Source organism: Variovorax sp. ISS6 (genome assembly GCF_056523145.1).
In genome coordinates, this window is sequence record NZ_JAWRZC010000001.1 from 2,704,115 (window position 1) to 2,716,616 (window position 12,502).

12 protein-coding genes are annotated in these 12,502 nt (G+C 70.8%); 7 read left to right on the forward strand and 5 right to left on the reverse strand.

The annotated features are described in order from the left end of the window. Positions 1-16: 16 nt before the first annotated feature. On the forward strand, positions 17-1,246 hold the full coding sequence (locus AC1HIL_RS12295) for an RNA polymerase sigma factor (RefSeq protein WP_479672491.1): 1,230 nt from the start codon (positions 17-19) through the stop codon (positions 1,244-1,246). A gap of 1 nt (position 1,247) precedes the next feature. On the opposite strand, the gene AC1HIL_RS12300 is transcribed toward AC1HIL_RS12295, so the two are convergent. The 5 genes from AC1HIL_RS12300 to purM all read right to left on the reverse strand — a co-directional run bounded on the left by AC1HIL_RS12300 (position 1,248) and on the right by purM (position 5,699). Further along, entirely contained in the window at positions 1,248-2,258 is a 1,011-nt protein-coding gene (locus AC1HIL_RS12300) for a GlxA family transcriptional regulator (RefSeq protein WP_479671892.1), read from the reverse strand. Next, positions 2,237-2,869, reverse strand: coding sequence for a DJ-1/PfpI family protein (locus AC1HIL_RS12305; RefSeq protein WP_479671893.1), 633 nt, complete (start codon positions 2,867-2,869; stop codon positions 2,237-2,239). The genes AC1HIL_RS12300 and AC1HIL_RS12305 overlap by 22 nt, the downstream gene beginning before the upstream one ends. Continuing rightward, the gene (locus AC1HIL_RS12310) at positions 2,866-3,423 is read right to left on the reverse strand and encodes a cysteine hydrolase family protein (protein ID WP_296730580.1); all 558 of its coding nucleotides are present in this window, start codon (positions 3,421-3,423) and stop codon (positions 2,866-2,868) included. The genes AC1HIL_RS12305 and AC1HIL_RS12310 overlap by 4 nt, the downstream gene beginning before the upstream one ends. 129 nt (positions 3,424-3,552) lie before the next feature. Beyond that, positions 3,553-4,623, reverse strand: coding sequence for an AI-2E family transporter (locus tag AC1HIL_RS12315; protein WP_057590656.1), 1,071 nt, complete (start codon positions 4,621-4,623; stop codon positions 3,553-3,555). Positions 4,624-4,658: 35 nt separating this feature from the next. Further along, a complete protein-coding gene (gene purM, locus AC1HIL_RS12320; RefSeq protein WP_057590655.1) occupies positions 4,659-5,699 on the reverse strand; it encodes a phosphoribosylformylglycinamidine cyclo-ligase in 1,041 nt (346 codons plus the stop codon). Positions 5,700-5,842: 143 nt separating this feature from the next. On the opposite strand from purM, the gene hda reads away from it, so the two are divergent. The 6 genes from hda (at position 5,843) to AC1HIL_RS12350 (ending at position 12,406) form a co-directional block, all read left to right on the forward strand. After that, the gene (hda, locus tag AC1HIL_RS12325; protein WP_314733633.1) at positions 5,843-6,529 is read left to right on the forward strand and encodes a DnaA regulatory inactivator Hda; all 687 of its coding nucleotides are present in this window, start codon (positions 5,843-5,845) and stop codon (positions 6,527-6,529) included. Between the two features lie 19 nt (positions 6,530-6,548). Beyond that, positions 6,549-8,159: a polynucleotide adenylyltransferase PcnB gene (pcnB, locus tag AC1HIL_RS12330; RefSeq protein ID WP_261208599.1), complete on the forward strand. Its 1,611-nt coding sequence runs from the start codon at positions 6,549-6,551 to the stop codon at positions 8,157-8,159. Then, the gene (gene folK, locus AC1HIL_RS12335) at positions 8,156-8,875 is read left to right on the forward strand and encodes a 2-amino-4-hydroxy-6-hydroxymethyldihydropteridine diphosphokinase (RefSeq protein WP_479671894.1); all 720 of its coding nucleotides are present in this window, start codon (positions 8,156-8,158) and stop codon (positions 8,873-8,875) included. The genes pcnB and folK overlap by 4 nt, the downstream gene beginning before the upstream one ends. A 201-nt stretch (positions 8,876-9,076) precedes the next feature. Next, positions 9,077-9,721, forward strand: a complete 645-nt coding sequence (locus AC1HIL_RS12340; RefSeq protein ID WP_261208593.1) for a DUF47 domain-containing protein — start codon at positions 9,077-9,079, stop codon at positions 9,719-9,721. A gap of 13 nt (positions 9,722-9,734) precedes the next feature. Further along, the gene (locus AC1HIL_RS12345) at positions 9,735-10,745 is read left to right on the forward strand and encodes an inorganic phosphate transporter (RefSeq protein WP_057590651.1); all 1,011 of its coding nucleotides are present in this window, start codon (positions 9,735-9,737) and stop codon (positions 10,743-10,745) included. 368 nt (positions 10,746-11,113) lie between these two features. Continuing rightward, entirely contained in the window at positions 11,114-12,406 is a 1,293-nt protein-coding gene (locus tag AC1HIL_RS12350; protein ID WP_057590650.1) for a porin, read from the forward strand. Positions 12,407-12,502: the final 96 nt, after the last annotated feature.

Here is a 12,502-nt window from a genome sequence, read left to right on the forward strand (position 1 = left end):
CGAGGCGGTGTGGCGCATGGAGTCGGCCAGGATCATTGCCACCGTCGCGCGCATGGTGCGCGACGTGGGCCTGGCCGAGGAGCTGGCCCAGGACGCGCTGGTCTCGGCGCTCGAGCAATGGAGCGAATCGGGCGTGCCCGACAACCCCGCGGCCTGGCTCACCGCCGTGGCCAAGCGCCGCGCGCTCGACCGCCTGCGCCACCTGCAGTTGGCCGAGCACAAGGCCGGCGAGATCGGCCGCGAGCTCGATGCGCGGCACGAGATCGCGCAGGCCGATTTCGCCGAGGCGGTCGACACCGCGCTCGACGACGACATCGGCGACGACCTGCTGCGGCTGGTCTTCACCGCCTGCCACCCGGTGCTGTCGACCGAGGCGCGCGTGGCGCTCACGCTGCGCCTGCTCGGCGGCCTCGCCACCGACGAGATCGCGCGCGCCTTCCTGGTCACCGAGCCCACCGTCGCGCAGCGCATCGTGCGCGCCAAGCGCACCCTGGCCGAGGCGCGCGTGCCCTTCGAGGTGCCGCGCCGCGCCGAGTTCGAGCCGCGGCTGGCCTCGGTGCTCGAGGTGCTCTACCTGATCTTCAACGAGGGCTATGCCGCCACCGCGGGCGACGACTGGATGCGGCCCGCGCTGTGCGAGGAGGCGCTGCGCCTGGGCCGCATCGTGGCCGAGCTGATGCCCGCGGCGTCGGAAGTGCACGGGCTGGTCGCGCTGATGGAGATCCAGGCCTCGCGCACCGCCGCGCGCGTCGGGCCATCGGGCGAGCCGGTGCTGCTGCTCGAGCAGAACCGCGCGCGCTGGGACCACGTGCTGATCCGCCGCGGCCTGGCCGCGCTGGCACGCGCCGAGGCGCTCGGCGGCGCGCTCGGCCCCTATGCGCTGCAGGCCGCCATCGCCGCCTGCCATGCGCGGGCGCGCACGGCCGAGCAGACCGACTGGGGCCGCATCGCCGCGCTCTACGACGCGCTGGCCCAGCTCGCGCCTTCGCCGATCGTCGAGCTCAACCGCGCGGTCGCGCTGTCGATGGCCTTCGGCCCGGCCGCGGGGCTCGAGGTGGCCGATGCGCTGCTGGCCGAGCCTGCGTTGCAGGGCTACCACCTGCTGCCGGCGGTGCGCGGCGACCTGCTGTTCAAGCTGGGCCGGCTCGACGAGGCGCGGCGCGAGTTCGAGCGCGCGGCCGGCCTGACGCGCAACGGCCGCGAGAAGGCGCTGCTGGCGGCGCGCGCACGCGCCTGCCTGGGCTGACTCAGCCGCGCGCCAGCCCGGCCGCGTCCGACGGCGAACCCGGCAGCCCGAACTGGTGCCAGGCGCGGCGCAACTGCGTGTCGGAACCGAAGCCCGACAGCTCGGCCGCCCGCGTGACGCTGGCGCCCGAGGCCAGCGCCAGTTGCGCGGCCGCCAGCCGCAGCCGGCGCAGGTAGGCCAGCGGCGCCACGCCCGCGTGCTCGACGAACAGCCGCGTGAGGTGGCGCGCCGAGGTGTGGGCCACCTCGGCCATGCGCGGCACGTTCCAGTCGGCCTGCGGCCGTTCGCTGACCGCGTCCTGCACGCGGTGCAGGGCGGCGTGCAGGTGGTTGCGGTAGGCCAGGAAGGGCGACAGCTCCGGGTCGTGCGGGCCGCGCCGCAGCGCCACCACCATGGTCTGCGCGACCTGCGCCGCCAGCGCCTCGCCGCAGGTGTCGGCGATGCGGTGCAGCAGCAGGTCGATGCCGGTGGTGACGCCGGCGCTGCTGTAGACCGGCGGGTCGAGCACGAACACCCGGTTGCCCACCACCTCGCAGCGCGGTTCCACGGCGCGCAGCTCGTCGAGGTGATGGTGGTGCGTGGTGGCGCGCCGCCCGGCCAGCGCGCCGGCATGCGCGGCCAGCAGGCTGCCGGCGCAGATGGTCAGCAGCTCGAGCCGCCCCGCCTCGAGCCGCAGGCCGCGCAGCCAGTGCAGCAGGTCCTGGGTCTCGGGCGTGTCGATCGGGATCGTGTCGCCCGGCATGCCGACCAGCACCACCCAGGCGGCGCCGTCGGCACCATCGGCGGTGAGCAGGTCCGGCAGCGGCGCCAGCCCGGTCAGCGCGATGCCGACCGAGCCGACCGTGTCGGGCCGCGGGCTCGCGAACTCGATCGCGAAGCGCGGCGGCGCCCCGCTGGCACGCAGCCGCTGGTTGGCGATGCGCAGCGCTTCGGCCGGCCCGGCCCAGTCGAGCACCAGGCTGCCGGGCAGCAGCACGAAGACGACGCGGATCAGGGGGGGTTGTGCGTCCATGCGTAGTCCATCTGGCGCGCGGTGCGCTCGGCCAGTTCGCGGCCGGCCAGGCGCTCGACCAGGTGCAGGCTCATGTCGATGCCGGCGCTGATGCCGGCCGAGCTCAGGATCCGGCCTCCGTCGACCCAGCGCACGCCTTCGCGCACCTCGAGCGCCGGGAAGCGCTCGCGCAGATCGGCCAGGTCCTCCCAGTGCGTGGTGACGGCCTGGTCGGTGACCACGCCGCTGGCCGCGAGCAGGAAGACGCCGGTGCAGACCGAAGCCACCAGCCGCGCGCCCGCGGCCTGCCGCGCGATCCACTGCAGCGTGGCGGCGCTCGCGAGCGGCGCGTCGACCACGCCGCCGGGCACGAGCAGCAGGTCGGCCTGCGGCGCGTCGGCCAGGTCGTGCGCGGCCAGCAGCCGCAGCCCGGCGCGCGCCTGCACCGGCCGCGCGGGCGCGCCCTCGGCCACGGCCGCGACCTCGAAGGGCGCCGGTTCGTCCGGCCGCAGTCGCCGGTGCACGCGGGTCGCGGTGGTGAACACCTCGAACGGGCCCGCGAAGTCCAGGGCCTCGATGCCGTCGAAGGCCAGGATCAGCACGCGCAGCGCGGCGGCCGGCGACGGACTCATGCCGCGCGTTCCAGCGCCTGCGCCACGCCGCAGAGGGTCGCGAAGCGCCCCGCCAGCACGGTCGCCGTGCGGGCCTTGATGTCGGCGGCCGAAAGCGGCTTGCCGTCGGGCTGCACCATGTCGAAGGTCAGCGTGGCGTCGGTCACGTAGTCGACCTCCCAGCCCAGGTCGGAGGCATGGCGGGTGGTGGTCTCGCAGCACTGCTCGGTGCGGATGCCGCTCACGATCAGCCGGCCGATGCCCTGCTGGGTGAGCCAGATGTCGAGCCCGCTGTTGACCAGCGCGCTGTGGCGGTGCTTGGTGAAGGTGGCGGCGGCGTCGAAGCCGGCCAGGCCCTCGATCGGGCGCACGAAGCCCGATTCGACCGCGAAGGGGTTGGCGGCGGTGGTCGGGCCGTCGACGTGGTAGACGCGCACGATCGGCAGGCCGGCCTCGGCCGCGCCCGCGATCAGCGCGTTCTGGGCCGCGAGATAGGGCGCTGCGAGGCTTTCGTCCCAGTACGGGCGCTGGCGGAATGATTCCTGGGCGTCGATCACAATCAGACAGGTCTTCATGGCGGATTTTCCGAAGGCGAAGTGGATGATGCGCCCGATTCTTGGCGGTTTCACGCCTGAGGGCCGCTCCGGAGCGGACCAGAATCGATCAAATCAGGACATCGCCAGGCGCGCGGGGCGCCCGCCGCCTCAGACCAGGCCGCCGGCCTGCAGCTCTTTCTTGAGGTAGGCGTAGAACAGCGGCGCCGCCACCAGCCCGGCCGGGCCGAACACCGCCTCGGCCACGAACATCACGGCCAGCAGCTCCCACACGCTCATCTGCGTGCGGCTGCCCACCACCTTGGCGTTGATCACGTACTCGGCCTTGTGGATCAGGATCAGGAAGGCCAGGCAGGCCGCGGCCGTGACCGGCGACACCGACAACGCCACCAGCGTGATCACCGCGTTGCACACCAGGTTGCCCACGATCGGCACCAGCCCGGCGACGAAGGTCAGCGTGATCAGCGCGGGCGTGTAGGGCAGGTGCGGGCCCCACAGCGGCATCAGCACCAGCAGGAAGATGGCGGTCAGCAGCGTGTTGAAGGCCGCGATCCAGAACTGCGCCGCGACGATCTGGCCGAAAGCCTGGCCGAACATCGTGATGCGCTGGTGCAGCTCCTCCGCCAGCGGCCGGCGCGGCCCGCGCGCATGCGCCACCGCGGCCAGCCCGCCGATGATCAGCCCCACGTAGGCGAACAGCAGCGCCCCGAGCCAGGCGCGGCCGGTGAGTGCCAGCATGCCGGCCTGGGCGCGCATGTAGTTCGCCACCATGCGCTGGATCTCGGCCGCGCCCTCGGGCAGGTAGACCGCGATCTCGGGCGGCAGCTTCAGCCGCAGCTCGAGCACGGTGCGCGCCGTGTAGTCGAGCAGCTCGCGGTACTGGTCGGGTGCGTCGATGACGTATTCCCGCGCCTGCGACAGCCCCACGGTGACCAGCGCGATCGGCGCCAGCAGCACCAGCGTGACCGCCAGCACGCGCGCGATGCCGTCGCCGCGCGCGCGCAGCGGGGCGAAGCGCGCCAGGCCGCGGCCGATCAGCCGCGCGAAGAAGCGCGTGGCCAGGAAGCCGATGCAGGCGCACAGCAGCCCCGGCAGCAGGTGCTGCCACATCACGAGCATCAGGCCCGCGAGCATCAGCAGGTAGCTGGCGATCACCACGTTGCGCGGGGCGCTGCGTGGCGGCACGGGGGCGATGGGAGCGGTGGGCAGGGGCTTGGTCATCCGGGAGGGCGCTTGCGCGTCGAAACCCGGTGGGTTCAGGCGACGACCACGGCGGCGCCTTCGCCGCGCTCGGCGATCGCGCCGATCTCGTGCACCGTCTCGCCGGCCGCGCGCAGCGTGGCGGCGCAGGCGGCGGCCTCGGCCGCGTCGATCACCACCACCATGCCGATGCCGTTGTTGAAGGTGCGGTTCATCTCGATGTCGTCGATGCCGGCCACCTTCTGCAGCCAGGCGAACAGCTCGGTCTGCGGCCAGCTGCCCTTCTTCAGGTGGGCGGCGGTGCCCTCGGGCAGCACGCGCGGGATGTTCTCGAGCAGGCCGCCGCCGGTGATGTGGGCCAGCGCCTTGATCGGGTGCTTGCCGAGCGCCTCGAGCACCGGCTTCACGTAGAGGTGGGTGGGCTCCATCACGGCCTCGCGGAAGGGCTTGCCGTCGAGCGTGGCGGGCAGCTCGGCGCCGGCACGTTCGATCACCTTGCGCACCAGGCTGAAGCCGTTGGAATGCACGCCGGCCGAGGCCAGGCCCAGCACCACGTCGCCGGGCTTGACGTTCTGGCCCGTGAGGATCTTCGACTTTTCGACCGCGCCGACCGCGAAGCCCGCCAGGTCGTACTCGCCGGCCGGGTACATGCCGGGCATCTCGGCGGTTTCGCCGCCGATCAGCGCGCAGCCCGAGAGCTCGCAGCCGCGCGCGATGCCGCCGACCACCGCCGCGGCGGTGTCGACGTCGAGCTTGCCGCAGGCGAAGTAGTCGAGGAAGAACAGCGGCTCGGCGCCCTGCACCAGCACGTCGTTGACGCTCATGGCCACGAGGTCGATGCCGACCGTGTCGTGCATGTTCCATTCGAAGGCCAGCTTGAGCTTGGTGCCCACGCCGTCGGTGCCGCTCACCAGCACCGGCTCCTTGTAGCGCTTGGGCACCTCGAACAGGGCGCCGAAACCGCCGATGCCGGCCAGCACGCCTTCGCGCAGGGTCTTCTTCGCGAGCGGCTTGATGCGGTCGACCAGCGCGTCGCCGGCATCGATGTCGACGCCGGCGTCCTTGTAGCTGAGCGGAGTGGGCAGAGGGGAGGTCATGGCTGGTTGGAAGCGAGAGGAATGGAAAGCGCGCCGGCCGCGATGGCACCCCGGGGGGAGGGTCAAAGGGCGAAACGGCCGGGCCGATAGAATTCCGGACGATTTTACGGGCGTTGACCGCCCCCTCCATGAACCTTCCCGGGATGAAACAGCTCGCGCTCGATATCGGCATCGCGACGGGCCCCAGCTTCGACGCCTTCTTTGCCGGCCCGAACGAGGCGGCGCTGCGGCACCTGCAACTGTGGGTGGGCGGCGCCGGCAGTCCGGCGCTCCACTCGCCCGTGCCCACCTACCTGTGGGGCGAAAGCGGCAGCGGCAAGACCCACCTGCTCGAATCGGTGCGCGTGGCGCTGCGCGAGCAGGGCGCCAGCGTGGGCTGGCTGCACGCCGGCCTGCTGGAGCCGCCCGAGTTCGACGAGCGCTGGGTCGCCGTGCTGCTCGACGAGGTGCACCTCTACACCGCCGTGCAGCAGCACGCGGCCTTCAACTGGTTCGTCAATGCGCAGAGCCTGCAGCGCGGCGTGGTGGCCGCGGGCGCGCTGCCGCCGGCCGATCTGCCGCTGCGCGAGGACCTGCGCACCCGCCTCGGCTGGGGCCACGTGTTCCATCTGCAGGTGCTCGGCGAGAGCGAGCGGCGCGCCGTGCTGCGCCAGGCCGCCGATGCGCGCGGCGTGATGCTGTCCGACGATGTCCTCGACTACATGCTGCACCGCTTCAGCCGCGACCTCGGCAGCCTGATGGAGCTGCTCACGCAGCTGGACGGCTATGCGCTGCAGACGCAACGCGCGATCACCATTCCGTTGATCCGCTCCATGCTCGAAAACGAATAAGAAGAACCCTTCTCAACCAATGATCAAGAAATTCATCGACAAGCTGCTCGGCAAATCCGCCGGCGGCGCACAGGGAAAGAGCCGCTTCGGCAAGCGCGAGGAAGTGCCGGCGGAGGTTCACCGGATCGATCCGGCCCTGGTCGACGAACGCGCGAAGAATGTGGTCACCACCCTGCAGCAGGCCGGTTTCGAGGCCTACGTGGTGGGCGGCGCGGTGCGCGACCTGCTGCTCGGCCTGCGGCCCAAGGACTTCGACGTGGCGACCAATGCCACGCCCGAGCAGGTCAAGGGGCTGTTCCGCCGCGCCTTCATCATCGGGCGGCGCTTCCGCATCGTGCACGTGGTGTACGGGCGCGGCCGCGAGCACGAGGTGATCGAGGTCTCGACCTTCCGCGCCTACATGGACGCGGCCGCCGCCGGCCAGGTCAGCGGCAACGAGCGCACCAGCAAGGGCGAGCTCGCGGGCATGACCCATGCCGTGGACGCCAGCGGCCGCGTGCTGCGCGACAACGTCTGGGGCCCGCAGGAGGAAGACGCCGCGCGCCGCGACTTCACCGTCAACGCGATGTACTACGACCCGGCGCGGCAGGTGGTGATCGACTACCACCACGGCATCCGCGATGCCCAGAAGCTGGTGCTGCGCATGATCGGCGACCCGGCCGTGCGCTACCGCGAGGACCCGGTGCGCATCATCCGCGCCATCCGCTTCTCGGCCAAGCTCGCGGCCCTGGGCTTCAAGCTCGAGCCCAAGACCGGCGCGCCGCTGGTCGAGTCGAGCAAGCTGCTGGCCGACGTGCCGCAGAGCCGCCTGTTCGACGAGATGCTCAAGCTGCTGCAGACCGGCCATGCGATTGCCACCGTCGAGCAGCTGCGCAAGCTGGGGCTGGCCAGGGGCATCTATCCGCTGCTCGACGTGGTGGTGGAGCGCGCCGACCTGCCGTTCGTGAAGGCCGCGCTGCAGGACACCGACCGCCGCGTCGGCGAGGGCAAGCCGGTGGCGCCTAGCTTCCTGCTGGCTTGCGTGCTGTGGGCCGACGTGCGCGACGGCTGGGCCCAGCGCCAGGAAGGCCGCAACGGCCAGCGCGCGCAGCCGCCGTTCCCGGCGCTGCAGGACGCGATCGACGACGTGTTCAACGCGCGCATCGGCGACGTCTCGGGCCGCGGCAAGCTGGCCGCCGACATGCGCGAGATCTGGATGATGCAGCCGCGCTTCGACAAGCGCACCGGCTCCACGCCCTACAGCCTGGTCGAGCAGGCGCGCTTCCGTGCCGCCTTCGACTTCATGCGCCTGCGCGCCGACGTGGGTGAGGTGAGCGAGGCCATCGCCGAGTGGTGGCAGGAGTTCAGCACCTCGGACGACACGCGGCGCCAGGACCTGCTGGACCAGGTGCGCGACGAACAGAAGACGCGCCAGCGCGTGCGGGTGCGCAACACCGCGCCCGCGGCCGGTCCCGTGGTCGTCAAGAGCGCCGCCGCGCGCGGCGACGAGCGCGCGGACGACGAGGCGGCCGACGGCGAAGCCGGTGCTGCCGTGCCGCCCGATGGCGAGGCGGCCGCGCCGCGCAAGCGCCGGCGCCGCCGCAAGCCGCGTACCGGTGGTGAGGGCGGCGCGCCAGCCGCGTCCGAATGAGTACCACCGGGCGCCCGTCGGGCGGCAAGGGCGCGGGCGGCCGCAAGCCCGCGGGGGGCGGCGAGGGCCGTCGCCAGGCACCGCGCGATGCCCGCGATGGCGATCGCAAGCCCGGCGGCCGCGGCGCCAGTTCCGCCGGCCCGGCCCGCAAGGGCGCCGCGCCGGCGCGCAGGCCGGCCGGTCGCTCGGGCGGCTCCGGCCCGGCCCGGCCTCCGAGCCGGTCCCGCGACGAGTACCCCACGGTCCAGGCCTTCATCGCGATCGGTGCCAACCTCGGCGATGCCGCCGCGGCGGTGCGCGCCGCGATCCTCGCCATCGGCGCGATCGAGCGCACCACCGTGACGGCCAGCTCCTCGCTCTATCGCAGCGCGCCGGTCGATGCCACCGGCCCCGACTTCATCAATGCCGTGGTCGCGGTGCGCACCGGCCTCACGGCCGAGGCGCTGCTGGCCGACCTGCAGCAGCTCGAGCTCGAGGCCGGGCGCGAGCGGCCGTTTCCGAATGCGCCACGCACCCTCGACCTCGACCTGCTGACGCACGGCAACACGGTCAAGGACACGCCCGCGCTCACGCTGCCGCATCCGCGCATGCGCGAGCGCGCCTTCGTGCTGAAGCCGCTGGCGGAGATCGCGCCCGACAAGGTGCCGCGCGCCGCGCTGGCGCGCGTGTCGAAGCAGGTCATCGAGCGGCTGCGCGACACCGATCCCCAGGCTTGAGCGGGCCGCCAGGGCGGGCCTCGATCCCGCCGGCGTCGCGCCGGTGATGCTGCTGGCGGCTGCGCGGCAGCCACGCCGCGCGCATATACAACGAAAAGATCAACCCCCCAAGGTCCGGATCGCACGATCCGCCCGTTTAAACTTCGCGGGTTTTTCATCAAGGCGTCATGAAACTGTGATTGACGTCCTCCAGGAGTCGCCATGTTCGGCAAGCTGCTGCCCCGCGAGGGCAATTTCTTCGAGATGTTCAACCAGCACGCCGAGCGCATCGTCGAGGCGGCCCGGGCGTTCGAGCAACTCGTCACCAACTACAACGACGTGCACCTGCGCGAGCAGTACAACCGCGACGTCGACAACGCCGAGCGCGCGGCCGACCGCGTCACGCACGACGTCAACCGGCTGATCCACAAGACCTTCATCACGCCGATCGACCGCGAGCAGATCCACAAGCTCATCAACACCATGGACGACGTGGCCGACCTGATCCAGGACTCGGCCGAGACCATGGCGCTGTACGACGTGCGCCACATGACCGAGGAGATCGTGCGCCTCACCACGCTGAGCGTGAAGTGCTGCGACCGCCTCAAGGACGCCGTGAAGTACCTCGGCAAGATCGCCGACCCGGCCGTGGCCGAGGCCACCCTGAAGACCTGCGAGGAGATCGACCGCCTCGAGTCCGACGCCGACCGCGTGATGCGCAGCGCCATGAGCAAGCTGTTCCGCGAGGAGCCCGACGTGCGCGAGGTCATCAAGCTCAAGGCGATCTACGAGCTGCTCGAGACGATCACCGACAAGTGCGAGGACGTGGCCAACGTGATCGAGGGCATCGTCCTCGAGAACTCCTGAGCGGGCACGACCGATGGCAACGGTGCAGGTCGCCCTCTGGGTGGTGATGGTGCTGGTCGCGCTCGCGATCCTGTTCGACTTCATGAACGGCTTCCACGATGCCGCCAACTCGATCGCGACCGTGGTGTCCACGGGCGTGCTGCGGCCCGGCCAGGCCGTGGTGTTCGCCGCCTTCTTCAACCTGATCGCGATCTTCGTCTTCCACCTGAGCGTGGCCGCCACCGTGGGCAAGGGCATCGCCCAGCCCGGCGTGGTCGACGTGCACGTGGTGTTCGGCGCGCTGATCGGCGCCATCAGCTGGAACCTCGTCACCTGGTACTACGGCATCCCCAGCAGTTCCTCGCATGCGCTGATCGGCGGCATCGTCGGCGCCGTGATCGCCAAGACCGGCACCAGCGGCCTCGTCGCCTCGGGCATCTGGAAGACCGTGGCCTTCATCTTCGTCTCGCCGGTGCTGGGCTTCCTGCTCGGCTCGCTGATGATGGTGATCGTGGCCTGGACCTTCCGCCGCGCAACGCCTTCGCGCATCGACCGCTGGTTCCGGCGGCTGCAGCTGGTCTCGGCCGGCGCCTACAGCCTGGGCCACGGCGGCAACGACGCGCAGAAGACCATCGGCATCATCTGGATGCTGCTGATCGCCACCGGCTACGCCTCGGCTGGCGAGGCCGAACCGCCGACCTGGGTCATCGTGAGCTGCTATGCCGCGATCGCGCTGGGCACCATGTTCGGCGGCTGGCGCATCGTCAAGACCATGGGCCAGAAGATCACCAAGCTCAAGCCCGTGGGCGGCTTCTGCGCCGAGACCGGCGGCGCGCTCACGCTGTTCCTGGCCACCGCGCTGGGCATTCCCGTGTCGACCACCCACACCATCACCGGCGCCATCGTCGGCGTGGGCTCGGCGCAGCGCGCGAGCGCGGTGCGCTGGGGCGTGGCGGGCAACATCGTGTGGGCGTGGATCTTCACGATCCCGGCATCGGCGTTCGTGGCGGCGATTGCTTACTGGGTGAGCTGGCAGATCTTCTGAGTCCGGTTCTTCGGGGTGCATCGACATCGCCCCGATGCCGCGCGATCGCCGTGCGGCGCAGTGCGTTTCAGCACATCTTTCTGAGCCTGTTGTTATCGCGCCAAAGAGTCCCGTTTCCGTGAACGGACTCTAAGGGTTGTCACGGACTCTTCACCCGCGCACGAGACCATCACTGCACCCGATTGCAGATGCATCGCGTGCAACGTCGCTCGGAGCCGGTCCCACGCCGGCGCCGCATGAAACGCGATCCGATGCACGCGAGAAACCGCGGCGAGCCGCCGCGGAATCCCCGGTGTCCCCCCGTTCCGGGGTGGTTCCTCGAAGAACCGCCCAGGACGCTTGTTGTGCTTAAGAAAGAGGAAGCTGAAATGAAAAAATCCCTGGTGGCATTGGCCGCCGTGCTGGCGGCCGGCGGAGCGGCTGCTCAATCGTCGGTGACGCTGTTCGGCGTGGTCGATGCGAGCGTGAGCAACTACTCGACCAAGAGCGAGTACCGTGGCACGAACCCGCTGCTCTACGGCGCTTCGCGCAAGCAGAGCCAAACGGCCCTGGCGAACGGCAGCAGCAGCTCCAGCCGCCTCGGTTTCCGCGGCACGGAAGATCTGGGCGGTGGCCTGGCAGCGAGCTTCTGGCTCGAATCGGGCATCACCAACGATGACGGCAAGACCGGCGTGGCCGCGTTCGACCGTCGCTCCACCGTGAGCCTGTCGGGTGGCTTCGGCGAAATCCGCCTCGGCCGCGACTACACGCCCACCTACTGGAACGACAACGTGTTCGATCCCTTCGGTCTGCGTGGCGTGGGCACGAGCCTGATCAGCCGCGTCGGCGACTCGCTGTCGCGCAAGGCAGGCACCGCGCCCAACGGCGCTTCGGCCAGCGACAACTACGCGCGCGCCAGCAACAGCATCGGCTACTTCCTGCCGCCGAACCTCGGTGGCTTCTATGGCCAGTTCCAGTACGCGCTGCACGAGAACGTCAAGTTCGACGAGAACGTGATCGAGTCGCCCTCGAAGCGCGGTTCGTACTTCGGCGGCCGCGTCGGCTATGCCAACGGCCCGCTGGACGTCGCCGTTTCCTACGGCCAGGACAACAAGGACACCACGCCGCTGACCGCGACCACGGTCCTGACCCCGGCGCTGGCTTCGCAAGCGTTCAAGAACCGCATCAACACCTTCAACCTCGGCGCGAGCTACGACCTCGGCGCGGCGAAGCTGTTCGGCGAGTACTCGCAAGTCCGCAACAAGTTCGACACGGCCACCGCCCTGGGCGCCCTGACCTTCGTCGACAGCGTGACCGACAAGTACGACGGCTTCCTGCTCGGCGTCAGCGTGCCGGTGGGCCCGGGCCAGATCAAGGCTTCGTACGGCTACGTGAAGTACAAGGCCGGCCAGAACGGCTTCGTGAACCCGGCCACCGCGCTGTTCGGCAACCCCGAGCTGTCGACCAAGGCCAACCAGTTCGCGCTGGGCTACGTGCACAACCTGTCGAAGCGCACCGCCCTGTACGCCACGATCGCCCGCGTGCGCATCAAGGATGGCCAGAACAACACGGCCGTGTTCAACCGCGTGACCACCGGAGGCGCTCCGGCCTACCTGGCGACCGCCGGCTGGGCACCGCGCTCGTCGACGGGCTACGACTTCGGGCTGCGCCACAGCTTCTGATTCCCGCGTCTTTTTTGTCTCCAAGGTTTGCCACCCGGCTCTGGTCGGGTGGTTTTTTTGGTTGGTACCCGGCGTCGGCGCCGGGTGCCAATCCCC

Bases quoted from the DNA above. Each gene is read 5' to 3' on its own strand.
- AC1HIL_RS12315 (WP_057590656.1), bottom strand. From the start codon at position 4,623: ATGACCAAGCCCCTGCCCACCGCTCCCATCGCCCCCGTGCCGCCACGC.
- AC1HIL_RS12300 (WP_479671892.1), bottom strand. From the start codon at position 2,258: ATGGACGCACAACCCCCCCTGATCCGCGTCGTCTTCGTGCTGCTGCCC.
- purM (WP_057590655.1), bottom strand. From the start codon at position 5,699: ATGACCTCCCCTCTGCCCACTCCGCTCAGCTACAAGGACGCCGGCGTC.
- folK (WP_479671894.1), top strand. From the start codon at position 8,156: ATGAGTACCACCGGGCGCCCGTCGGGCGGCAAGGGCGCGGGCGGCCGC.
- pcnB (WP_261208599.1), top strand. From the start codon at position 6,549: ATGATCAAGAAATTCATCGACAAGCTGCTCGGCAAATCCGCCGGCGGC.
- hda (WP_314733633.1), top strand. From the start codon at position 5,843: ATGAAACAGCTCGCGCTCGATATCGGCATCGCGACGGGCCCCAGCTTC.
- AC1HIL_RS12305 (WP_479671893.1), bottom strand. From the start codon at position 2,869: ATGAGTCCGTCGCCGGCCGCCGCGCTGCGCGTGCTGATCCTGGCCTTC.
- AC1HIL_RS12340 (WP_261208593.1), top strand. From the start codon at position 9,077: ATGTTCGGCAAGCTGCTGCCCCGCGAGGGCAATTTCTTCGAGATGTTC.
- AC1HIL_RS12310 (WP_296730580.1), bottom strand. From the start codon at position 3,423: ATGAAGACCTGTCTGATTGTGATCGACGCCCAGGAATCATTCCGCCAG.
- AC1HIL_RS12350 (WP_057590650.1), top strand. From the start codon at position 11,114: ATGAAAAAATCCCTGGTGGCATTGGCCGCCGTGCTGGCGGCCGGCGGA.
- AC1HIL_RS12345 (WP_057590651.1), top strand. From the start codon at position 9,735: ATGGCAACGGTGCAGGTCGCCCTCTGGGTGGTGATGGTGCTGGTCGCG.
- AC1HIL_RS12295 (WP_479672491.1), top strand. From the start codon at position 17: ATGGAGTCGGCCAGGATCATTGCCACCGTCGCGCGCATGGTGCGCGAC.